The following is a 23,034-nucleotide window of genomic DNA, read 5'->3' as shown; positions in this document are numbered from 1 at the left end:
GTTGATGTGTACCGAGATGTCGCTCTTGCCATAGTTCACGCGGAGAGCTCGGGATGCGGTTCCACGCCGTGTGCACTTTCTGAAGATTCTTCCGGGCCGCCCGGCGGGCGGGCGGGGCGGGGCAGCGCGCCGACCGGCTTCCTGCCACCTGGTTCGCCCGCAGGAGGCCCGGACCTCCCGTGACGGCGTTGCGTTGGTGCTGCGCGCCTCGCAGAACCATGCTTGTCAGTAGGGCCTTGTCCGCGCGGGTTCCCGTGGGGACCGCGGGGAAAGGATCTGGCGAGGGCGAGATGAGCGGCGATGGAGCGACTCCCCACACCTCCCGGTGAAGGGACCGACAGGGCGGACGGCGTCGGCGAGTCGGCGTACACGGCCGCGGCCACCGTCGATGCGCAGGGCATCGTCACGGGGTGGAGCGAGGGGGCGCGGCGGCTGCTCGGGTACGAGCCCCAGCAGGTCGTGGGGCGCCCCGCCGCCCACCTGCTCGCCGCCGCCCTCGGCGAGAGCGCGCGGCTGGACGCGCCAGGACGGGACAGGTGGAGCGGCAGCGTGGCGGTGCGGCACCGGAACGGCCGCCTGCTCCGGCTGCGGCTGCTCGCCAACCGGCGCACGCACGGCGGACGGGCCGACGAGTGGCTCGTGGTGTCCGCCGTGGCGGGCCGGCCCGACGGGCTCGGGGACGAGTCGCTGGGGGAATGGACGTTCACCCAGTCCCCCTGCGGCCTGGCGGTCTTCGACGCGGATCTGCGGCTGGTGCGGGCGAACGCCGCCATGGAACGCGCTCTCGGCTTCACGGAGACCGAGATGCGCGGGCTGCGGCTGCCGGACATCGCGCCGCGTCCCGTGAGCGAGGAGGCCGACAGGAGCATGCGCCTGGTCTTCGAGACCGGCGAGCCGCAGTACCTGCAGGCCGACATCCGCCCCGCGACGGCGCCGGGCCCGCAGCACGGCCGGCCGACCTTGCTGGCCCCGGTGAAGGACCCGGACGGCCAGGTGCGCGCCGTGTGCCTGGCGGCGCACCACAGGGCGCAGGAGCCGCCCGCCCGACAGCACGCGCTCCTGCAGGCGGACGTCGGCGCCCGCATCGGCACCACCCCGGACATCGCACGCACCGCGCAAGAGCTGGCCGACGCCGCCGTCCCCCGTCTCGCCGACTTCACCGTCGTCGACCTGCTCGACGACGAGGTGCCCTACGCCCCGCCGGCGGGGGTCGTCGCCCTGCGCCGCACCGCGGTGCGGTCGGTCCTCGACGAGCACCCCGAATCCATGGCCGCGGCGGGCGGGACGACCGTCTACCCCGCGCTGTCACCCGTGGCCGAATGTCTGGCCCAGGGCCGTGGCGCCCTGTACGCGACGGCTGACCTCGCCGTCGCCCGGTGGGTGGGCGAGGACCCCCAGGCCGCCCGGCTCCGCGAGGTGGGGACACACTCGCTGATGGTGGTGCCCCTGCGCTCGTCGGACACCACGGTCGGCGTGGCCCTCTTCGGCCGTCATCGGAGCCCGGAGCCCTTCACACCGGAGGACCTGTGGCTCGCCGAGCAGCTCACGACCCGGGCGGCCGTCGGCATCCACAGCGCCCGGCGACACATCCGCGAGCGCACCAGCACCATGACCCTGCAGCGCAGCCTGCTCCCGCAGACACTGCCCGACCAGGCCGCCCTCGAGATCGCCTCCCGCTACCTGCCCGCCGGCAACCGGGCCGGCGTGGGCGGCGACTGGTTCGACGTGATCCCCCTGTCCGGCGCGCGGGTGGCCCTCGTGGTGGGCGACGTGGTCGGCCACGGCATCCGCGCCTCGGCCACCATGGGCCGGCTGCGCACCGCGGTGCGCACCCTGGCCGACGTCGACCTGCCGCCCGATGAGCTGCTCACCCACCTCGACGACCTCGTCCTGCGCCTGTCCACCGACGAGGCCGTCCCCGGCGGCGCCGCCGAGACCGCCGGGGGCATCGGCACCACCTGCCTGTACGCCGTCTACGACCCGATCTCCCGCCGCTGCACCCTCGCCCGGGCCGGCCACCCCCCGCCCGCCGTGGTCACCCCAGGAGGCGCCGTGTACCTCCTCGACGTCCCCGCCGGCCCGCCGCTGGGCCTGGGCGGCCTGCCGTTCGAGACCAGCGAGACCGAACTGCCCGAAGGCAGCCTCCTCGCCCTCTACACCGACGGTCTGCTCGAAGCCCGTGACCGCGACATCGACGAGGCCCTGGACAAGATGTTCGCCGCCATCGCCCGACCCGCCCAGACACCGGAGTCGGCCTGCGACCAGGTCCTCACGGCCCTGCTGACCCACCTCCCGGACGACGACATCGCCCTGCTCATCGCCCGCACGCGGGCCCTCGCCCCCGACCGGGTCGCCGTCTGGGACCTGGCCTGCGACCCCGCCGACGTCGCCCGGGCCCGCCAGCTGGCCACCGGCCGGCTGGCGGCCTGGGGACTCACCGACGCCGTCTTCGTCACCGAACTGATGGTCAGCGAACTGGTCACCAACGCCATCCGCTACGGCCGGCCGCCCATCCAGCTCCGGCTGGTTCACGAGAAGAACACCCTGATCTGCGAAGTCTCCGACTCCGGCAGCACCACCCCGCACATGCGGCGTGCCCGGATCTTCGACGAGGGAGGGCGCGGCCTGCTGCTGGTCGCCCAGCTCGCCCGCCGCTGGGGCACCCGGCACTCCCCCACCGGCAAGACCGTCTGGGCCGAGCAGTCCCTGACCGGAAGCGAGTGAGGATGCACGTCTGCTGTGCACCGTTGCACCACTCGGATCAAGGGTGGAGAACCCGGCAGGAGTCGTCCGGCACCACGACGTCCTCCACCGTCGGCAACTCGATCGTGAACTCCGTGCGGCCCGGTTCGCTGTGTACGTCGATGCGACCGCCGTGGGCCGCGGTGATCGCGGCGGCGATGGCGAGCCCCAGGCCGGAGCCGGTGCCCTCGGTGGCGCGGGCGCGGGAGGCGTCGGCGCGGGTGAAGCGTTCGAAGACCGTGGGGAGAAGGTCGGGCGGGATGCCGGGGCCGTCGTCACGGACGCGGATCGTGCCCAGGCCGTCCCCGGCCTCCACCAGGGCCACGACCCGGGTGCCCGCCGGCGTGTGCACCCGCGCGTTGGCCAGCAGGTTGGCGACCACCTGGTGGAGGCGGGCCTCGTCACCGAGCACCAGGGACGGCGCGTCCAGGCGCAGCTCCAGCTGCCAGTCGTGGTCGCCGCCCGCCGCCCGCGCGTCCCACACCGCCTCGGCGACCAGCGCCGCCAGGTCCACCTCCGCGGAGTGCAGGGGCCGGCCCTCGTCGAGGCGGGCGAGCAGCAGCAGGTCCTCCACCAGGCCCGTCATCCGGGTGGACTCGGCGGAGACCCGGCGCCAGGCCAGCGCCGGCTCGATCCGGTCCGTGCCGCGGTTCATCAGTTCCGCGTACCCGGCGATGGAGGCGAGGGGGGTGCGCAGTTCGTGGCTGGCGTCGGCGAGGAAGCGGCGCATGCGGTCCTCACTGCGGCGGACCCGCTCCTCGCTGCGCTGGCGGGCGGCGAGCGAGGACTCGACGTGGTCGATCATGCGGTTGAGGGCGGCGCCGACCTGACCGGCCTCGCTGCCGGGGTCGGTGTCGCGCTCCGCCACCCGGGTCAGGCCGGTCACCTCGCCGTGGCACAGGGGTGCGCGGGAGACCTCGACGGCGGTGGCGGCGACCCGGCCCAGGGGGCGCAGCTGCCGTCGTATCACCACGGCGCACGCGCAGCCCGCGACCGTCAGGCCGGCCGCCGCGACCGCCGTCTCGACGGCCACCAGGCCGCTGATCATGTCCTGGACGTCGTCCATCGGCAGGCCGGCCAGGACGCGGACGCCGTCGGTGCCGCGTGCGGTGAGGCGGTAGGTGCCCAGGCCGGGGACCGTGCGGGTGTGCAGGGAGCCGTCTGGCTCGATGCCCGCGAGGGCGCTCGTCTGCGGGGCCGTCAGGTGCCGCGGCGGGGTGTTCTGGCCCACCGTCGCCGCCGCGAGGACCGTGCCGTCCGCGGCGAGGCGGGCGGCGAGCAGGCCGGCGGGGTGGCCGCTCTCGTGGAGGAAGGTCAGGTCGCCGGGCAGGTCCGGGTGGAGCGAGGCGCCGCCCAGGCTGCGCTCGGCGGCGTCGGCGACGCGGTCGTCGAGGTTGCCGAGCAGGTAGGCGCGCTGGGCGCAGACGGTGGTGAGGGCCATCGCCGCGCAGACGGCGACGAGGGTGGCGCCGATGAACAGCAGGAGGCGGGTGCGCAGGGAACCGCCTCCGCGCCCCGTCCGGGGGCTCATCTCCCGTCCCCCGCGGGCCTGATGGCGTAGCCCAGCCCGCGCACGGTGTGGATCATCGGTGCCCGGCCCCGGTCGATCTTGCGGCGCAGACCGGAGATGTACACCTCGACGAGGTTGCCGCCGCCGTCGAACGAGCCGGACCAGACGTGGTCGAGGATCTGCGCCTTGCTCAGCACCTGCCGCGGGTGCTCCATCAGCAGGCCGAGCAGGTCGAACTCCTTGGCGGTGAGGGGGATCCGGTCGCCGTCGCGGTGGACCTCGCGCGACGCGACGGCCAGGACCAGGTCGCCGAGGACGCGGACGGAGTCGTCGGTGCGGGACCGTCCGGCGCCGGACCGGCGCAGCAGCCCGCGCAGCCGCAGGACGACCTCCTCCAGCGAGAAGGGCTTGGTGACGTAGTCGTCGGCGCCGTTCTCCAGGCCGTCGAGGCGGCACTCCAGGGCGTCGCGGGCCGTGAGCATGAGGACGGGCAGCCCGGGGTCCTCGTGGCGCAGGCGGCGCAGGACCTGGATGCCGTCCAGATCGGGCAGCATCCCGTCGAGGACGACGGCGTGCGGGGGGCAGCCGCGGGCGATCCGCAGCGCGCTCCGTCCGTCGGGGGCCGGGTAGGGGCGCCAGCCGGCCTCGGTCACGGCCACGGAGAGGACTTCGGTGAGTGCGGGTTCGTCGTCGACGATCAGGACGCGGACGCGGCCGGTCGGGGACCTGGGGGCGGCAGTCATGTCCCGATCCTGTCCCGGCCGGCTGAGGGAACCCTGTGCTCCGTCTGAGGGTGGGTGATGACCCGGGAGGTACCGCCCGGTTCGGCGCACCCGCGCCGCGCACGGCGAAGGGCCGCACCCCCGTCACCGGGGATGCGGCCCTCGACCGCCTGGGCGGCGGCCCGCCCGGGTGCTTACTTCCGGATCAGGCTGCGCAGCACGTACTGCATGATGCCGCCGTTGCGGTAGTAGTCGGCCTCACCGGGGGTGTCGATGCGGACGACCGCGTCGAACTCGACGCCCGTGTCGGTGGTGACCTTGACCGTGCGCGGCGTGGTGCCGTTGTTCAGCTCCTCGACGCCGGTGAAGGAGAAGGTCTCCTCGCCGGTCAGGCCGAGGGAGGCGGCGGACTGGCCCTCCGGGAACTGGAGCGGCAGGACGCCCATGCCGATGAGGTTCGAGCGGTGGATGCGCTCGTACGACTCGGCGATGACGGCCTTGACGCCGAGGAGCGCGGTGCCCTTGGCGGCCCAGTCGCGGGACGAGCCGGAGCCGTACTCCTTGCCGGCCAGGACGACCAGCGGGATGCCCTGCTCGATGTAGTTGCGGGAGGCGTCGTAGATGAACGACACCGGACCGCCGTCCTGCGTGAAGTCGCGGGTGTAGCCGCCCTCGGTGCCCGGCGCGATCTGGTTGCGCAGGCGGATGTTGGCGAACGTACCGCGGATCATGACCTCGTGGTTGCCGCGGCGGGAGCCGTAGCTGTTGAAGTCGCGGCGCTCGACGCCGTGCTCCGTGAGGTACTGGCCGGCCGGGGTGTCGGCCTTGATCGCGCCGGCCGGGGAGATGTGGTCGGTGGTGACCGAGTCGCCCAGCTTGGCGAGCACGCGGGCGCCGGAGATGTCCTGGACCGGGGCCGGCTCCATCTGCATGCCCTCGAAGTACGGGGGCTTGCGCACGTAGGTGGACTCGGCGTCCCACTCGAAGGTGTCGCCGGTCGGGACCGGGAGGGACTGCCACTGGGCGTCGCCGGCGAAGACGTCGGAGTAGGACTTGCTGAACATGTCCTCGCCGATGGCGTTCGCCACGACGTCGTTGACCTCGGCCTCGGAGGGCCAGATGTCCTTCAGGAAGACCGGGTTGCCGTCCTGGTCGGTGCCCAGCGCGTCCTTGGTGATGTCCACCTTCATGGAGCCCGCGAGGGCGTACGCGACGACCAGCGGCGGGGAGGCCAGGTAGTTCATCTTGACGTCGGGGTTGATCCGGCCCTCGAAGTTCCGGTTGCCGGAGAGGACCGAGGTGACCGCGAGGTCGTGGTCGTTGACGGCCTTGGAGACCTCCTCCGGCAGCGGGCCGGAGTTGCCGATGCAGGTGGTGCAGCCGTAGCCGACGAGGTTGAAGCCGACCTTGTCGAGGTACGGGGTCAGGCCCGCCTTGTCGAAGTAGTCGGTGACGACCTTCGAACCCGGGGCGAGGGTGGTCTTGACCCACGGCTTGCGGGTCAGGCCCTTCTCCACGGCCTTCTTCGCGACGAGCGCGGCGGCGACCATGACGTACGGGTTGGAGGTGTTGGTGCAGGAGGTGATGGCCGCGACCGTCACCGCGCCGTGGTCCAGCTCGTAGGTGGTGCCGTCGGGGGCGGTCACCCGGACCGGGTTCGACGGGACGGAACCGGTGCCCTGGCCGTGCTGCGGGGCGCCGGCGCCGTTCTCCTCGTGGCCGTAGGCCGGGGCGTCGGAGGCCGGGAAGGACTCGGCGCTCGCCTCGTCGACCGGCGAGGCGGCGGCCTCCGGCGTCTGGCCGACGGGCGCCTCGACGTAGTTGAGGACGTCCTTGGCGAACTGCTGGGCGGCCTCGGCGAGGACGATGCGGTCCTGCGGGCGCTTCGGGCCGGCGATCGACGGGACGACCGTGGACAGGTCCAGCTCGAGCTTCTCGGAGAAGTCCGGCTCGGCCTGCGGGTCCAGCCACAGGCCCTGCTCCTTGGCGTACGCCTCGACGAGCGCGAGCTGCTGCTCGGAGCGGCCGGTGAGCTTGAGGTAGTTGATCGTCTCGGCGTCGATCGGGAAGATCGCGGCGGTCGAGCCGAACTCCGGCGACATGTTGCCGATGGTGGCGCGGTTGGCGAGCGAGGTGGCGGCCACGCCCTCGCCGTAGAACTCGACGAACTTGCCGACGACGCCGTGCTTGCGGAGCATCTCGGTGATGGTGAGCACCAGGTCGGTGGCGGTGGTGCCGGTGGGCAGCTCACCGGTCAGCTTGAAGCCGACGACGCGCGGGATGAGCATGGAGACCGGCTGGCCGAGCATCGCGGCCTCGGCCTCGATGCCGCCGACGCCCCAGCCCAGCACGCCGAGGCCGTTGACCATGGTGGTGTGCGAGTCGGTGCCGACCAGGGTGTCGGGGTAGGCCTGGCCGCCTCGGACCATGACCGTGCGCGCCAGGTGCTCGATGTTCACCTGGTGGACGATGCCGGTGCCCGGCGGGACGACCTTGAAGTCGTCGAAGGCGGTCTGGCCCCAGCGCAGGAACTGGTAGCGCTCCTTGTTGCGGCCGTACTCGAGGTCGACGTTCTGCTTGAAGGCGTCGTGGGTGCCGAACTTGTCGGCGATCACGGAGTGGTCGATGACCATCTCGGCCGGCGAGAGCGGGTTGACCTTCGCCGGGTCGCCGCCGAGGGCCTTGACGGCCTCGCGCATGGTGGCGAGGTCGACGACACAGGGAACGCCGGTGAAGTCCTGCATGATCACGCGGGCCGGCGTGAACTGGATCTCCTGGGACGGCTGGGCCTGCGAGTCCCAGGTGCCGAGGGCGCGGATGTGGTCGGCGGTGATGTTCGCGCCGTCCTCCGTGCGGAGCAGGTTCTCCAGCAGGACCTTGAGGCTGTACGGCAGGCGAGCGGAGCCCTCCACCTTGTCCAGCCGGAAGATCTCGTACGACTCGTCGCCCACCTGCAGCGTGCTGCGGGCGTCGAAGCTGTTCGCCGACACGACAGTCTCCTTCATTGATGTGCGCGTACCACCGCATCCTGCCGCCACGCAGGCCTCGCCGATCCGCTAAGGTAAGGCTAAGTTAGGTAACCCTTACTGCCAGACCGGTGATGCGTACGGCTGCGGTGCGCCTCGGCAGATATCTCGATGTCGAGATAACTCTAGTACATGGGGGCTGGTTGGTCATGCCCGGGTTCCCCGGCCGGGGCGCCCCACCGGGGGCCGCCCGCGCCCGTCGCCCGCGTCCGTCACCCGCCCTCCTCACCCGCGCCCGGGGACGGCCCGCCGGCAAGGGGCCGCTGAGCGGCGTCGAGGCCGGCGCCCCGCCGGGTCAAGTCCCCCGCGCGGCGGAGGCGTTGACGGCAGCAGTCGGCCATGCGGGCGGCGAGTCGGGGTAGACGGGAGCGGACGGGACATTCCCGGAGCGCCAGCCGACCACAGAAGGAGGCACGATGCCCCTCACCTTCCGCAAGAGCTTCCGCATCCTGCCCGGGGTGCGCCTGAACATCAACCGGCACTCCTGGTCCATCACCACCGGGGGCGACGGACACGGCCCGCGGCACACGCACAGCAGCACCGGACGCCGCACGACGTCGGTCGATCTGCCCGGACCCTTCGGGTGGCGTCGCACGCGGACGGCCAAGCGGCGTTGACGGGCCATCACCCGAATGGACCCCCCTGAGAGGTGCCATCTCATATCTGAGATAGCCTCAGCCCCATGGCAGACGATTACCTCGTACGCATCGGCAGGCTCATCCGTGACGCCCGGCAGCACCGGGGCTGGACACAGGCACAGCTGGCCGACGCACTCGGAACCAGCCAGAGCGCCGTCAACCGCATCGAGCGTGGCAACCAGAACATCAGCCTTGAGATGATCGCTCGGATCGGTGAGGCCCTGGACAGCGAGATCGTCTCGCTGGGCTACGCGGGACCCATGCACCTGCGGGTCGTGGGCCGCCGGCGGCTGTCCGGTTCCATCGACGTGAAGACGAGCAAGAACGCGTGCGTGGCCCTGCTGTGCGCCTCACTGCTCAACCAGGGGCGCACGGTGCTGCGCCGGGTCGCCCGCATCGAGGAGGTCTACCGCCTGCTGGAGGTGCTGAACTCGATCGGCGTGCGGACGCGGTGGATCAACGACGGCGTCGACCTCGAGATCGTGCCGCCGGCCCAGCTGGACATGGCGGCGATCGACGCCGAGGCCGCCGTCCGCACCCGCTCGATCATCATGTTCTTCGGTCCGCTGCTGCACCGCATGGACCACTTCAAGCTGCCGTACGCCGGCGGCTGCGACCTCGGCACGCGCACCATCGAACCGCACATGATCGCGCTGCGCCGGTTCGGGCTGGACATCGCGGCGACGGAGGGCCAGTACCACGCGCAGGTCGACCGCTCCGTCCGCCCGGACCGCCCGATCGTCCTGACCGAGCGCGGCGACACGGTCACCGAGAACGCGCTGCTGGCGGCCGCCCGGCACGACGGCGTCACGGTCATCCGCAACGCCTCCTCGAACTACATGGTCCAGGACCTGTGCTTCTTCCTGGAGGCGCTCGGCGTCAAGGTCGAGGGCGTCGGCACCACCACGCTCACCGTGCACGGCGTGCCGCACATCGCCGTCGACGTCGACTACTCCCCCTCCGAGGACCCGGTCGAGGCGATGAGCCTGCTGGCCGCCGCCGTCGTCACGGAGTCGGAGCTGACGGTGCGCCGGGTGCCGATCGAGTTCCTGGAGATCGAGCTGGCCGTGCTCGAGGAGATGGGCCTCGACCACGACCGCACGCCGGAGTACTTCGCCGACAACGGCCGCACGCGCCTGGTGGACCTGACCGTGCGCCCCTCCAAGCTGGAGGCGCCGATCGACAAGATCCACCCGATGCCGTTCCCCGGCCTGAACATCGACAACGTCCCCTTCTTCGCGGCCATCGCGGCGGTCGCCCAGGGCAAGACCCTGATCCACGACTGGGTCTACGACAACCGCGCCATCTACCTCACCGACCTCAACCGCCTCGGCGGCCGCCTCCAGCTCCTCGACCCGCACCGCGTCCTGGTCGAGGGCCCGACCCGCTGGCGCGCCGCCGAGATGATGTGCCCGCCGGCCCTGCGCCCCGCGGTCGTCGTCCTGCTGGCGATGATGGCGGCGGAGGGCACGTCCGTCCTGCGCAACGTGTACGTCATCAACCGGGGTTACGAGGACCTGGCCGAGCGGCTGAACTCGGTGGGGGCGCAGATCGAGACGTTCCGGGACATCTGACCGGCGGATGCCGCCGCGCCCCCTTCGGTCCGTGCTGATGCGGGTGGGGACGGGGCGCGGCGGCGTCTCCGGGACTTCTCGGTCCCCTGGCCGGCCCGCTCCGCTACGACGGTCAGGGGGGCGGCTTCGTCCTCGAGCGCGCCGTGTGTGCCGTGGCACCGGCGTCGTCAGCCGTTCGCCGCGTCCAGGGCGGACTGGAGTGACCGGCGGTATCCGTCGCTCGTGTACGTGGCGCCGGAGACCGTGTCGATGTCGGCGCTCTGCGCCTCCAGGGCTTCGGCCCTCAGCCGCGGGACGGCGTAGCTGTTGATCTCCTGGTCCCGTGGGTTCTCCGTGGGGTAGACGACCGCGGCCACCTCGGTGAGCTTGCCGCTCTCCAGGGTGACGCGGACCTGGACCGGGCCCCAACGGGTGTCCATCGAGTCGCCGGTGACGGTCCTGGCGCCCGTCCCCGTGTCCGCGCCGGCACCGCCGGACGGGGCGGTCACCGGGGCCTGCACGGCGGTGGCCTGCGGCGTCGTGTGCGGCTTCAGCGACAGCAGCAGCACCATCCCGGAGACGGTGGCGGCGCTCGCCGGCACGATGCGGCGCAGGGGGTGACTCTTCTTCAGTACGTGCACGTCCACGACCTCACAGCTCTCGGCATTCCCGCGGCTCCCGCGGCTCCCGCGGTCCTCGCGGCTCTCACAGTTCGAACGACTCGTGGTGGATGCGGCGGTCCGGCACCCCGGCGGTGCGCAGCGCCTCGTACACCTCCCGGGCGAAGCCGTGCGGGCCGCAGAGGTACACGTCGTGTCCGGCGAGGTCGGGTACGGCGTCCCGCAGGGAGGAGGCCGTCAGGCTCGGGCGTCGTCCGTCCGGCCCGTTGAGCGCGTACAGCACCCTCGCCCCGCGCCACCGGGCGATGGCCTCCAGCTCACCGCCCAGCGCCAGGTCCTCGGCCGTGCGTGCCCGGTAGAGGAGGGTGACCTCGCCGGGCAGCGTCTCGAACAGCGCCCGCAGCGGGGTGACGCCGACCCCGCCGGCGATCAGCAGGGACCTGTGCGCGGTGCGCCGGTCCGCGGTCAGCGAGCCGTACGGTCCCTCCGCCCACACCCGGGTGCCGGGCCGCAGCAGCGCCACGGCCGCGCTGTGGTCGCCGAGCGCCTTGACGGTGATGCGCATCCGGTCGGGGCGGGGCGGCGCCGACAGCGAGTACGGCGTCGAGGTCCGCGCCAGCCCCGCCCCGAGGAACCGCCAGCGGAAGAACTGCCCCGGCAGCGCGCCCAGCCGGTCCAGCCCGTGCCCGCGCACGACCACGGAGTACACGCCCGGCGCCTCCTCGTGCACGGACTCCACCCTCAGCTCGTGCCGGAGGTTGAGCCGTACGGGGGCGAGGATCCGGAACCACACCACCAGGGCGGCGACACCCACGTACAGCGCGTACCAGGCGGCCGTGGCCACCGGGTCGCCCGCGAGGTCGTTGCCGAGGGCCAGCTGGTGGCCGAAGGCGAGGAAGACGGCGGCGTAGGTGAGGAGGTGGACGTGGTACCAGAACTCGTGACTGGTCCGGCGGCGCACGGCACGCGCCGAGGTGACGCCGGCCGCGAGCAGGATCACCGTGCCGGCGGTGGCCTTCAGCATCTCCGGGTAGTCCAGGACGACGGTGGCCGTCTCGTGCCGGAGGGAGGCGTCGTCCTGGGCGGCGTACCCGGCGAGGACCAGCACGACGTGCGCGCTCAGCAGACAGACCGTGCAGCGGCCGGCCATCGCGTGCCAGCGCGCCACCCGGTCGGAGCCGATCCGCCGCTCCAGCAGCGGAACGCGGGCCATCAGGCCGACGAGCACGGCGCAGGCGTACCCGCTGAGCAGGCCGGCGATCCGCCCCGCTCCGGTCAGCCACCCCGCGGCGCCCACGCTGGACGCCGGCCGCCCCCTCCGGGCGCTGCCCGTCGACCTCACACGCCTCGTCCTCGACGCGGTGACGGACGCGCGGGCCGCGGGCCCCGCCCACCGCTGGGAGCTGGACCTCCCGGAAGTCCCCGTGACCGTCACCGGCGACGAACACCGCCTGCACCAGGTCGTGGCCAACCTGCTGGCCAACGCCCGTCTGCACACCCCCGCCGGCACCAAGGTGACGGTGACCCTGGAGGCGGACGGCACGGCGGCCGCGCTGAAGGTCCACGACGACGGCCCCGGCGTCCCCGAGGACGTCCGGCCCGGCGTCTTCGAACGCTTCACCCGCGCCGACCGCCACACCAAGGACGCGAGCGGCGGCGCGGGCCTCGGCCTGTCGATCGTCGCCGCGGTGGCCCAGGCACACGGCGGGAGCGTGAGCCTGGAGAGCGCGCCGGGGTCGACGACGTTCACGGTGCGGCTCCCGTGAACCGCCACCGCCGAGCAGGCCGACCGGGACCGGACGGCGACCGGCCCCGGTCCCCCTGCGGACGCTTCTGCGCACCGGCTCGGCAGAACCTCGATCGGTTTGTATAAGTCCAGTTATAATAGCTCGACCTATCAGAATCCCTCGAGGTGCGCCGTGGACAAGCCCGCTGAAATGTTCGACCGGCACTTCGAATGGGCCGAGCTGACCAGGTACGCCCACTACACGGGTTCCGAAGCCACCCTCGGTGTCGTGTCCGGGCGGAGGCGGCAGGGCAAGACCTTCCTCCTGGACGCGCTCACCAGGGCTTGTGGCGGCTTCATGTTCACCGCCACCGAGACCACCGAGGCCGACGCGTTGCGCCAGTTCGGTCACGCGCTGGCGGCCCACTGCGGCGAGAGCGTCCCGTTCCGCTTCGAGCACTGGGACGAGGCGGTCACGCGCCTGATGCGCATCGCCACGGACGGGCCGAAGGTCGTGGTCATCGACGAGTTCCCCTTTCTCGCCAAGGCCTCGCCCTCCCTGCCGTCCATCGTCCAGCGCGCCCTGGACCCGGGTGCGCGCCACGGGAACACTCCGGTACGGCTCCTGCTGTGCGGCTCGGCCCTGTCGTTCATGGGCAGGCTCCTCGCCGGTGACGCGCCGCTGCGCGGACGTGCCGGACTGGAACTGGTCGTGCCCACCCTGGAGTACCGGCTCGCCGCACGGTTCTGGGACATCACCGACCCGCGCACCGCCGCCCTCACGCACGCCGTCGTCGGGGGCACCCCGGCCTACCGCCGGGAATTCACCCAGGGCGACACGCCCTCCGGCCCCGAGGACTTCGACGACTGGGTGGTACGCGCCGTCCTCAACCCCGGGCGCCCCCTGTTCCGCGAGGCCCGGTACCTCCTCGCCGAGGAACCCGAACTCCACGACACCGCCCTCTACCACTCCGTACTGGCCGCCATCACCGCCGGCAACGCGTCCCGTGGCGGGATCGCCGACTACCTGGGCCGCAAGTCGACGGATCTCGCCCACCCCCTGCACGTACTCGAGGACGTCGGCCTGATCCGCCACGAGCCCGACGCCTTCCGCCGCAACCGCTCCTCCTACCGGATCGCCGAACCGCTCATCGCCTTCTACCACGCCGTCATGCGACCGCACTGGGGCGACCTCGAACGCCCCGGCCGTGCCACCGCCGTCTGGCGGCGTGCCCAGTCCACCTTCCGCAGCAAAGTCCTCGGGCCCCATTTCGAGACCCTGTGCCGCGAGTGGGCCCGCTGGCACGCCGCACCCGAGACGTACGGCGGCCATCCCTCGCGTGTCGCCTCCGGAACCGTCAACGACCCGTCGGCCAGGACCAGTCACGAGGTCGATGTCGCCGTCTTCGGCCGGACCGAGCACGAGACGACCGACCGCGAGATGCTCCTCGCCATCGGCGAGGCCAAGTGGAACGACACGATGGGTCTCGCCCACCTGGAACGCCTCCGACGCATCCGGCACCTGCTGGCCTCGCGTGCCACCGGCACCGGTGCCTCCGACCGGACCCGCCTGCTCTGCTTCAGCGGCGCCGGCTTCACCGACGACCTGCGCGGCATCGCGGACCGCGACCCGACCGTCCAACTGGTCGACCTGAACCGCCTCTACAGCGGCGAGTGACGGCACACCGCCCGGCCGGCCGGGCCCCCGACACCCGCCACCGCCGAGCAGGCCGACCGGGACCGGACGGCGACCGGCCCCGGTCCCCCTGCGGACACTTCTGCGCACCGGCTCGCGGCACGGTTCCGGCCCGGGCGGGTCTTCACAAGAACCACGCGCGCCTCGGCGCACGTCCTGCTCTACGGTGCCATCACGTCACCTACGACCAGGGAGGAACCGTGCAGCAGCGGAAGGCGGCGCTCGCCGAGCGCATCGCTGAGCGGAGGGAGGGAGGCGACGACCCTCGCGCGCTGGTCGGCGAGATGCGGCGCTCGGTCCTGCTGGTGCCGGTGGCCGACGGGGGTCTGTGGTCGGTGCGTTCGGGCGGGGTGCGGTGGATCTGCGGGTTCACCGACGAGGCCGCGCTGGCCCGGTTCGCCCTGCGTCACGGGCCCGGTGACCGGCCGTTGGACTACGCGGCCCTGCTGGGTGCGCGCATCGTGGACGAGATCGTGCCGGCCCTGGGCGAGCCCGCCGGCCTCGCCGTGGACATCGCCACCGAGGACGGGTCGATGTTCTTCCCGCCGGTCGTCGGCATCGTCCCGGACGCGGTCGCGGTCGACGCCGGCCGGACGCGGGAGGAGGGGGGCGGTCATGGGCGGTGACGGTCAGGACCTGCGGCTGGGCGAGGCGGCCGTCGCGAAGTTCACGCAGGGCGTGGGCGCGACCATCGACGAGCTCGGTGAACTGGGCGGCGCCACCGGCTCGGTGATGGGCAAGGGCTTCTCGGAGCTGGCGATGACGGGGATGGAGGCCGGACACCACGGCCTGTCGGTCGACTTCGAGGACTTCTGCGAGCGCTGGGAGTGGGGCGTGCGCGCCCTGGTGAGCGACGCCGGCGCGATCGCGAACCTCCTCGGCCTGGCGGCGGGCACCCAGTGGGAGCACGACCAGTACGTGGCGGGCTCGCTGAAGGTGGGCGTGAACGCCCTGATGGGCGGCAATCCGCACGCGTCGGAGGAGGAGATCGCCCAGCAGGACTGGGGTGATGTGTTCACGCCGGACTCCCTGGACCCGGACTGGAGCGCCGAGTCGTTCGACCAGGCCGGTCAGGACATCGAGCAGACCTGGAAGGACACCGGCCGCACGGTGCTCACCGAGGGCCAGGGCGGCCGGCGGTCACAGCTGCTCAACGACGCCTTCGGCATCTCCGACGACGAGTGGGACCAGGCGCTGGACGACACCTTCGGCCCGTCACCGGAGGAACGCGCCCAGCAGCAACAGCAGGGCGAGTCCGGGGGTAACTGACGGTGGGAATCGGCGACTTCATCAGTGACATCACGCCCGACTCGGTCGAGGACGCGGTCGAGGACGGTGTCGAGTGGGTCGGCAACCGGGTCGAGGACGTGGGCGGCTGGACCGCCGACCGGCTGGACGACGTCGGCTGGGAGTCCGGCGCGGACTGGGTGCGCGAGCAGTCCCGTTCGGTCGCCGACCGGATGGGCGCCGAGGTCGACGAGCTGGACCTCGGGCAGACCGAGGACAAGACCAAGCTGGTCTACGGCAGCCCGGACAAGATCCGCTCCACCGCCGGGAAGCTCCGCGCCTTCCAGAAGGCCTTCGACAGCGCCGGCGAGGGCCTCAAGGGCCTCGACTCCTCCCAGCTGAAGGGTGAGACGGCGGAGGCCGTGCGGAAGGCGGTGGGCACCCAGCCGCCCAAGTGGTTCACCGGCTCCGACGCCTGTGAGAAGGCGGCGGCCTCACTGGAGGCGTTCGCCGGCACGGTCACCTGGGCGCAGGAGCAGGCGCAGACGGCGATCGACAAGTGGAAGGACGGCGTCAAGGCCTCGGAGAAGGCTGCCGACGCCCACCGCAAGAGGGTCGACGACTACAACAGCGCCGTCGACCGCTACAACGCCCGGCCCGCCGACAAGCGCGACCCGTCCACGCTGCCCCCCTGCCCCGCGCCCACGTTCGACGACCCCGGCAAGAAGCTGATGCAGGAGGCGCAGGACATCCTCACCGAGGCCCGCAAGCAGCGGAACTCGGCGGCTCAGACCGCGCGTTCCGCGGTCCGGGCCGCCCGCGACCTGGCCCCGAAGAAGCCGTCCTACGCCGATCAGCTGGGCGACGGCGTCCAGGAACTGCAGATCATGGGCGACCACGTCGGCGGCGGCCTCGTCAAGGGCACGGCCGGCATCCTGAACTTCGTCCGGTCGGTCAACCCGATGGACCCGTACAACATCACGCACCCGGCCGAGTACGCCACCTCGCTCAACAGCCTGGCCGCCGGCCTGGTCGTCGCCGCCAACGACCCGGTCGGCACCGGCAAGCAGATGATCAGCGACTTCATGAAGGACCCGGCCGAAGGCTTCGGCCGACTGCTGCCCGACGTCGCACTGACCGTGGCCACCGGGGGCGGCGGCGCCGCGGTCAAGGGCGTGCGCATCGCCGAGGACGCCGCCGACGCCGCGCGGGTGCGCAGGCTGGTCGACGACGCCCCGGACGGCACCCACAACCGGCCCGACGGCGAACGCGTCACGGACGGCACCGACCCCGTCGACCTCGCCTCGGGCCGGATGTTCCTGCCGCAGACCGACGTGACGGTCCCCGGCGTCCTGCCGCTGGTCTTCACCCGCCGCACCGAGTCCGGCTGCACGGCCGGCCGCTTCCTGGGCCCCTCCTGGACGTCCACCGTCGACGAGCGCCTCCAGGTCGACGCCATCGGTGTCCTGCACGTCACCGCCGACGGACTCCTCGTGCCGTACCCGCACCCGGTCCCCGGCGTGCCCACCTCGCCCGAGTCGGGCAGGGCCCGCACCCTGCTGGCCCGCGAGACCGACGGCGACTACACGCTCACCGACCCCGACAGCGGCCTGGTCTTCCGCTTCACCGCCCCGCCCGGCACCGAACCGGGGGGCGACGGCACGGCCTGGCTGTCGACCGTCACCGAACGCAACGGCCACACGGTCACCGTCGACCGCGGCGAGGACGGCCTGCCGCTGGCCCTGGTCCACTCGGCGGGCCACCGGGTGGAACTGACCACCGCCGACGGCCTGGTCACCGCCCTGTCCCTGGCCGGCGCCGGCGAGGACGGCGCGGACCTTCCCCTGATGAGCTACGGCTACCAGGACGGCGACCTCACCACGGTCACCAGACCCTCGGGCGCCACCACCACCTTCCTCTACGACGACCGCCGCCGCGTCACCGCCTGGATCGACTCCAACGGCAGCCGCTACGACTACCTCTACGACGACCACGACCGCGTGGTCGCCGAAGGCGGCGAGGCCGGCCACGTCCAGATCACCCTGGCCTACACCGGACCCGACCCCGAGACGGGCCACCGCACCACCACCCTCACCACGGCCGAAGGCCACGCGACCCGCCACGTCGTCGACCGCCACTCCCGGGTGATCGCCACCACGGACCCGTTGGGCCGCACCACCCGGTTCACCCACGACGCGCGCGGCAACCTGCGGACCCGCACCGATCCGCTGGGCCTCACCACCGTCTTCCACTACGACGAGCACGACCGGGTCGTCTCCGCCACCCGCCCCGACGGAAGCGAACTGCACACCGTGCGCGGCCCGTTCGGCCTGCCGGTGGAGGTCGTCGGCCCGGACGGCACCCGCATGGTCCACGCGTACGACGGACGCGGGAACCGCACGTCGGTCACCGACCAGGCCGGCTCCACCACCCGCTACACCTACGACGACGCCGGCCGGCTCACCTCCGTCACCGACGCCCTCGGCGCGACGACCCGCGTGGTGTGCGACGCGGCCGGGCTGCCCGTGGAGGTGACCGCTCCCGGCGGCGCCGTCACCCGCACGGAGCGGGACGGCCTCGGCAGACCGGTCCGCACGACCGACCCGGCCGGCGGCGTGACCCTGCTGGAGTGGCACCCCGACGGCCGGCTCGCCCGGCGCACCGGTCCCGACGGCGCCACGGAGGCGTGGACCTACGACGGTGAGGGCAACTGCCTCACCCACACCGACGCGTCCGGCGGCGTCTCCCGCTACGAGTACACCCACTTCGACCTGCCGGTCGCCCGCACGCGGCCCGACGGCGCCCGCTACACGTTCGAGCACGACGCAGGGCTGCGCCTCACCCGCGTCACCGACCCGCGGGGGCTGACCTGGACCTACGAGTACGACGCCGCGGGCGACATCGTCTCCGAGACCGACTTCGACGGCCGCACCCTGACCTACCGCACGGACGCCGCGGGCCGGCTCGCCGCACGCGTCGACGCACTCGGCGGGACCGTCGCGTTCGAGCGCGACGAACTGGGCCAGGTGGTCCGCAAGGACGTCGACGGCCGCGTGACGCACTACGCGTACGACCGGGCGGGCCGCCTCGTGGAGGCGACGGGACCGGACGGTGAGCTGCGCTACCAGTACGATCGTCGCGGACTCACCAAGGCGGAACTCGTCGACGGCCGCCCGGTCCTGTACGCGTACGACGCCCTGGGCCGCCGTACGCGCCGCACCACGCCCACCGGCCACGTCACCACCTACTCCTACGGCACCGACGGGCTGCCGCAGCGCCTGACCAGCGGCGGTCACCGGATCGACTTCGCGCACGACGCCGCCGGCCGGGAGCTCACCCGGGTCTTCGGCGACGCGATCACCATGACCTCCGCCTGGGACGAGGCCGGGCGGCTCGCCTCGCAGCACGTCACCGCCGGCGGACGCGACGTCAACAGCCGCGCCTACGCCTACCGCTCCGACGGCCGGCTGACCTCCGTCGTGGACCGGCTGTCGGGCTCGCGCACCTTCGACCTCGACCGGGTGGGCCGCGTCACCGCCGTACACGCCCGGGGATGGACGGAGCGGTACGTCTACGACGACGCCGGCAACCAGACCTCCGCGTCCTGGCCGTCCGGCCACCCCGGCCGCGAGGCCACCGGACCGCGCGCCTACACCGGCACCACCCTCACCCGCGCCGGGGACGTCCGCTTCGAGCACGACGCCCTCGGCCGGGTCGTCCTGCGGCAGAAGACCCGTCTCTCCCGCAAGCCGGACACCTGGCGCTGCACGTGGGACACGGAGAACCGCCTCACCTCCGTGACCACCCCCGACGGGACCCGGTGGAGGTACCGCTACGACCCGCTCGGCCGCCGCACCGCGAAACAGCGCCTGGCGGCCGACGGCGAGAGCGTGGTCGAGGAGGTCCGGTTCACCTGGGACGGCCTGACCCTGTGCGAGCAGACCAGCCACCGGCCGGACGTCCCGCACGCGGTCGCCCTCACCTGGGACCACCGCGACGTCGTCCCCCTGGCCCAGACCGAGCGGATCCTCACGGCCGACGACCGGCAGGAGGAGATCGACCGGCGGTTCTTCGCCATCGCCACCGACCTGGTGGGCACGCCGACCGAGCTCGTCGACGAGAGCGGCGACATCGCCTGGCGCACCCGCAGCACGCTCTGGGGCACCACGGCCTGGTCCCGCGACAGCAGCGCGTACACCCCCCTGCGCTTCCCCGGCCAGTACTACGACCCCGAGACCGGCCTGCACTACAACCTGTTCCGCCACTACGACCCCGAGACCGGCCGCTACACCTCCCCCGACCCCCTCGGCCTCGCTCCCGCCCCGAACCCCGTCGCGTACGTGGACAACCCGCACAGCGGGTGCGACCCGCTGGGCCTCATGCCCAAGTACACGAAGGAGGAGCGGGCGCAGAAGCGGATCAACAAGGTCGTGGACGACATCGTCGAGAGAGCACAGGACGGCGGGTTCAGGAAGCGCCACGACTACCACGGGGACACCCGGCACGCCTTCAGCGACGAACGGGTCGTCGATATCCTCAAGAACCCGGACGCCGTGTACCACTCGACGGGCACGGCCGGGACGTTCACCTTCCGGCAGGGTGACGACATCGTGGTGATCGACGGCCTCGGCAACACCCAGGGCCAGGCCATCACGGCGTACGGTCCCTCGGGCATCAAGGGCGATTCCGGGGCCACGGCGCTCGGTGGGAAACCCACGGACCCCGGTGCCCCGGTGACACACGAGGACATCGTGAACGGCAGGATTCCCGCCAAGGACGGCCGCTTCCAGCCTCCGGCGGTGCAGATCAGATGAGGCAGTGATGACGACGAAACTGAAGTTCGACGGCGGCTGGTCCGCGACGGTGACGGACGAGCCGCTCGACCTGGTTCCCCGTCTCCTCGGCACTTCTCTGATCGTTTCCCCCTATGCGGACCGGGTGGAACGCGAGAAGTTCCTCGCGGAGACGTTCGGCAGCCAGGACCTGCTGTGGGACCTCCCCGACGTTTTCCGCTTCGCCCCGAGCGACCGACAGCTGGTCGGGGCTGAATTCCGAATTCCGGAAGAGTCCGCCTCAGCCGAGGACTCGGCCCGCCTTCCCGTCCAGTCCGAAGTACGTCCGGGCGGGCTCCGCGCGGACGAGGCAAAGGACTTCCGGCACGAGGCGTGCACGGTGCTGTGCCGCGCTCCCGGCGATGCCCTGCTGACCTGCCTGCGTGACCTCGACGTCCTCGACGAACCGCTGGACACCCGCATCGGCATCGCCCCCGACGTGGCACTCCTCGTCCAGCACGGCACCGTCGTCGGCTGGAGCCTCACCGACCCCGCCCGCTACCTGACCACCGGCTTCGCCACCCCCGACCCTGCTCCCCCCGTCCCGGCCACCCTCCGCCTGCTCACCGAATGCCTGGACCTGGTCACCACGCCGCTGGTCGACGACCTGGTCGACGGTGAACCGGCCGTCCTGGCCCGCCTCCAGGCCGCCGACAGGGCCCTGCGCGAGCAACGCGAGGACCGGCACCGGGCCGACGCCCTGCTCGAACTGATCGCCACCTACGTGGAGGACTACGGGAACGGGTGACGGCCGGCCGGGGAAACCCGGGCGCACCCGCCGCTCCCGGGAAGCACGCGCTCCACGTCCCCTCGGTGCGCGGCCGCGCCCGGTGCCGCGAGGTCGTCGCGTCGATGACGCGGGCCCGCTCTTCCGCGTCCTTGGTGCGCAGGACCTCGAACAGCGTGGCCGGCGGCGTCCGCCCGTCCATCCACGGCGTGGATGAGCCGGATACGGGATTCGGATCGCGCGGAGGATGGCGGTGGGCACTTCCGCCGCCCATAGTCGTGCCTACCCGCACGCCGCTGTCCGGCCGGCCTCCGGCGTGGGGCCGTCCGCGGCATGCCGTGTGCTCACGTCGCCACCGGTGACCGGCATGCCCGCTCCCTCGCACCGTTCTTGGAGTAGCCATGCCCGGTTCCGCCCCGCCGCCGTCCCCCACCGCGGCCGACGAGGCCGCCGCGTCCCCCGTCGCCGTCTCGGGCCCGGCCCATCTGCTGCGGGTGGGCCTGCTGATGGCGGGCAGCTGCCTGCCGATCCTCGGGGCGGTGCTGATCGCCCCGGTGCTGCCGAAGATGCAGGACCACTTCGACGCGGTGCCGGGGGCCGAGGCCCTGGTCCCCCTCGCGCTGACCGTCCCCGCGCTGGCGCTGGCCCTGCTGGCGCCGTTCGCGGGCGTGATCGTGGACCGGCTGGGCCGCAAGCGCCTGCTGGTCTTCGGCACGGTGCTGTACGCCCTGTTCGGGACGGCCCCGCTCTGGCTGGACTCCCTGGGCGGCATCATCGCCAGTCGCGCCCTGGTCGGGGTCGCCGAGGCCGCGATCATGACCTGCTGCACCACCCTGATCGGCGACTACTACACCGGCCGGCGGCGGGTGAGGTACCTCGCGCTGCAGACGATGTGCGCCTCCGCGTCGGCCACCGTCTTCTTCGTGCTCGGCGGCGCCGCCGGATCCGCCGGCTGGCGCGTGCCGTTCTGGGTGTACGCCGTGAGCCTGGTGCTCGCCCCGCTGATGGCCGCCGCCCTGCCCGGCCCGGCGCCCCGCGCGGCGGCCGAGGAGACCCCGGCCGGGGGCGGGACCCGGCGTCCGTTCCCGGTCCGGCGGCTGGCGGGCATCTGCGCCCTCACCTTCTTCGGGGCGATGGTCTTCTACACCGTCCCCGTGGAGATGTCGTACCTGCTCGACGACCTCGGGGTGGAGAACTCCGGGACGATCGGTCTGGCCACGGCGGTCGCCAGCGCGGCGACCATGGGCGGGGCGATCGCCTTCGCCCGGCTCGGGCGGGCTCCCGGCCCGATGCTGCCCGCCGTGCTCGCCGTCTGCGCGGCCGGGTTCGGGGTGATGTTCCTCGCGGGGAACGCTCCGCTGCTGGTCGCCGGGGCGGTGGTCAACTGCGTGGGCACGGGCATGCTGCTGCCCGCGCTGCTCACCAGCGCGATGTCCCGGCTGGAGTTCGAGGACCGCGGCCGCGGCACCGGTCTGTGGACGGCGGCCTTCTTCGGCGGCGAGTTCGTCTGCCCGCTCGTCCTGCTCGCCCTGAAGCCGGCGGCCGGCGGCCTCGCCGGCGCGGTGGGGGTGCTGGGCCTGGGCACGGCACTGGTCGCGGCGGGGCTGTGGACGGCCGCCCGGCGCCGGACGACGGCCGCCGGTCCGCGGCCGCTGCCGGAGCCGTCGGCCTGACGGCCGGACCGGAGCGCGCCCTGCCGCTCACCGGCGAACGGTGCGTGCACCGGATCGTCACCGGCCTCGGCGCCCCGGACGTCGCCCCCGAGGGCCTGGTGCCGGGGGACGCGCGCCGGACGTGACGGTCGAGGACGTCGTCGCCCGTACCGGCGCGCCGCTGGTCCCGGGGTCCTGAAGTCCGCCCGCGCCGTCTCGTCCACGGGCCCGTCCGCGACGAGGGGTGCGCCGGCGGGCCGCGGGGGGCGGGGGGGGGGCCCCCCCCCGGGGGGGGGGCCCCCCCGGGGGCGCGCGGGGGGGGGGGCCGGCCCCCCCCCCCCCGCGCCCGCACCACAAAGGGCA

General features: G+C 73.0%; 14 protein-coding genes and 1 pseudogene. 10 read left to right on the top strand and 5 right to left on the bottom strand.

What is annotated here, in order from left to right:
- Positions 1 to 300: 300 nt before the first annotated feature.
- Positions 301 to 2,724: a SpoIIE family protein phosphatase gene (locus tag ACH4F6_RS17095; protein ID WP_397960960.1), complete on the top strand. Its 2,424-nt coding sequence runs from the start codon at positions 301 to 303 to the stop codon at positions 2,722 to 2,724.
- Positions 2,725 to 2,761: 37 nt separating this feature from the next.
- Here the strand turns inward: ACH4F6_RS17095 and ACH4F6_RS17090 are convergent, their stop codons facing one another.
- From ACH4F6_RS17090 to ACH4F6_RS17080, 3 genes are all read right to left on the bottom strand, one after another.
- Positions 2,762 to 4,273 carry a sensor histidine kinase gene (locus tag ACH4F6_RS17090; protein WP_397960959.1) on the bottom strand — a complete coding sequence of 504 codons (1,512 nt, stop codon included), beginning with the start codon at positions 4,271 to 4,273 and terminating at the stop codon, positions 2,762 to 2,764.
- Positions 4,270 to 4,995 (bottom strand): response regulator transcription factor, encoded by a 726-nt coding sequence (locus ACH4F6_RS17085; protein ID WP_397960958.1) that lies wholly within the window; start codon positions 4,993 to 4,995, stop codon positions 4,270 to 4,272. The genes ACH4F6_RS17090 and ACH4F6_RS17085 overlap by 4 nt, the downstream gene beginning before the upstream one ends.
- Before the next feature lie 173 nt (positions 4,996 to 5,168).
- Positions 5,169 to 7,964, bottom strand: a complete 2,796-nt coding sequence (locus ACH4F6_RS17080; protein WP_397960957.1) for an aconitate hydratase — start codon at positions 7,962 to 7,964, stop codon at positions 5,169 to 5,171.
- A gap of 452 nt (positions 7,965 to 8,416) precedes the next feature.
- On the opposite strand from ACH4F6_RS17080, the gene ACH4F6_RS17075 reads away from it, so the two are divergent.
- Positions 8,417 to 8,617, top strand: a complete 201-nt coding sequence (locus tag ACH4F6_RS17075; protein WP_397960956.1) for a DUF4236 domain-containing protein — start codon at positions 8,417 to 8,419, stop codon at positions 8,615 to 8,617.
- A 65-nt stretch (positions 8,618 to 8,682) separates the two neighbouring features.
- A complete protein-coding gene (locus ACH4F6_RS17070; protein WP_397960955.1) occupies positions 8,683 to 10,212 on the top strand; it encodes a helix-turn-helix domain-containing protein in 1,530 nt (509 codons plus the stop codon).
- Between the two features lie 167 nt (positions 10,213 to 10,379).
- Here ACH4F6_RS17070 and ACH4F6_RS17065 read toward each other — a convergent pair whose 3' ends face one another.
- Positions 10,380 to 10,832 (bottom strand): FMN-binding protein, encoded by a 453-nt coding sequence (locus tag ACH4F6_RS17065; RefSeq protein WP_397960954.1) that lies wholly within the window; start codon positions 10,830 to 10,832, stop codon positions 10,380 to 10,382.
- 64 nt (positions 10,833 to 10,896) lie between these two features.
- Positions 10,897 to 12,153 carry a ferric reductase-like transmembrane domain-containing protein gene (locus ACH4F6_RS17060; RefSeq protein ID WP_397960953.1) on the bottom strand — a complete coding sequence of 419 codons (1,257 nt, stop codon included), beginning with the start codon at positions 12,151 to 12,153 and terminating at the stop codon, positions 10,897 to 10,899.
- On the opposite strand from ACH4F6_RS17060, the pseudogene ACH4F6_RS17055 reads away from it, so the two are divergent.
- The 7 genes and pseudogenes from ACH4F6_RS17055 to ACH4F6_RS17025 form a co-directional block, all read left to right on the top strand.
- A pseudogene (locus tag ACH4F6_RS17055) lies at positions 12,110 to 12,577 on the top strand (sensor histidine kinase); the annotation flags it as partial. The gene ACH4F6_RS17060 and the pseudogene ACH4F6_RS17055 overlap by 44 nt on opposite strands.
- Positions 12,578 to 12,730: 153 nt before the next feature.
- Positions 12,731 to 14,215 carry an ATP-binding protein gene (locus tag ACH4F6_RS17050; RefSeq protein ID WP_397960951.1) on the top strand — a complete coding sequence of 495 codons (1,485 nt, stop codon included), beginning with the start codon at positions 12,731 to 12,733 and terminating at the stop codon, positions 14,213 to 14,215.
- Between the two features lie 302 nt (positions 14,216 to 14,517).
- Entirely contained in the window at positions 14,518 to 14,859 is a 342-nt protein-coding gene (locus tag ACH4F6_RS17045) for an SseB family protein (RefSeq protein WP_397961133.1), read from the top strand.
- Positions 14,849 to 15,502, top strand: a complete 654-nt coding sequence (locus tag ACH4F6_RS17040; protein WP_397960949.1) for a hypothetical protein — start codon at positions 14,849 to 14,851, stop codon at positions 15,500 to 15,502. The genes ACH4F6_RS17045 and ACH4F6_RS17040 overlap by 11 nt, the downstream gene beginning before the upstream one ends.
- Before the next feature lie 2 nt (positions 15,503 to 15,504).
- Positions 15,505 to 20,274, top strand: coding sequence for a putative T7SS-secreted protein (locus tag ACH4F6_RS17035; RefSeq protein WP_397960948.1), 4,770 nt, complete (start codon positions 15,505 to 15,507; stop codon positions 20,272 to 20,274).
- 7 nt (positions 20,275 to 20,281) lie between these two features.
- Positions 20,282 to 21,040: a hypothetical protein gene (locus ACH4F6_RS17030; RefSeq protein ID WP_397961139.1), complete on the top strand. Its 759-nt coding sequence runs from the start codon at positions 20,282 to 20,284 to the stop codon at positions 21,038 to 21,040.
- Positions 21,041 to 21,420: 380 nt separating this feature from the next.
- On the top strand, positions 21,421 to 22,692 hold the full coding sequence (locus tag ACH4F6_RS17025) for an MFS transporter (protein ID WP_397960947.1): 1,272 nt from the start codon (positions 21,421 to 21,423) through the stop codon (positions 22,690 to 22,692).
- Positions 22,693 to 23,034 lie beyond the last annotated feature (342 nt).

This window comes from Streptomyces sp. NPDC017936 (genome assembly GCF_044328485.1).
Lineage (GTDB): Bacteria > Actinomycetota > Actinomycetes > Streptomycetales > Streptomycetaceae > Streptomyces.
Note: the sequence above shows the minus strand (reverse complement) of the source record. Positions and strands in the feature narration are given on the sequence as shown.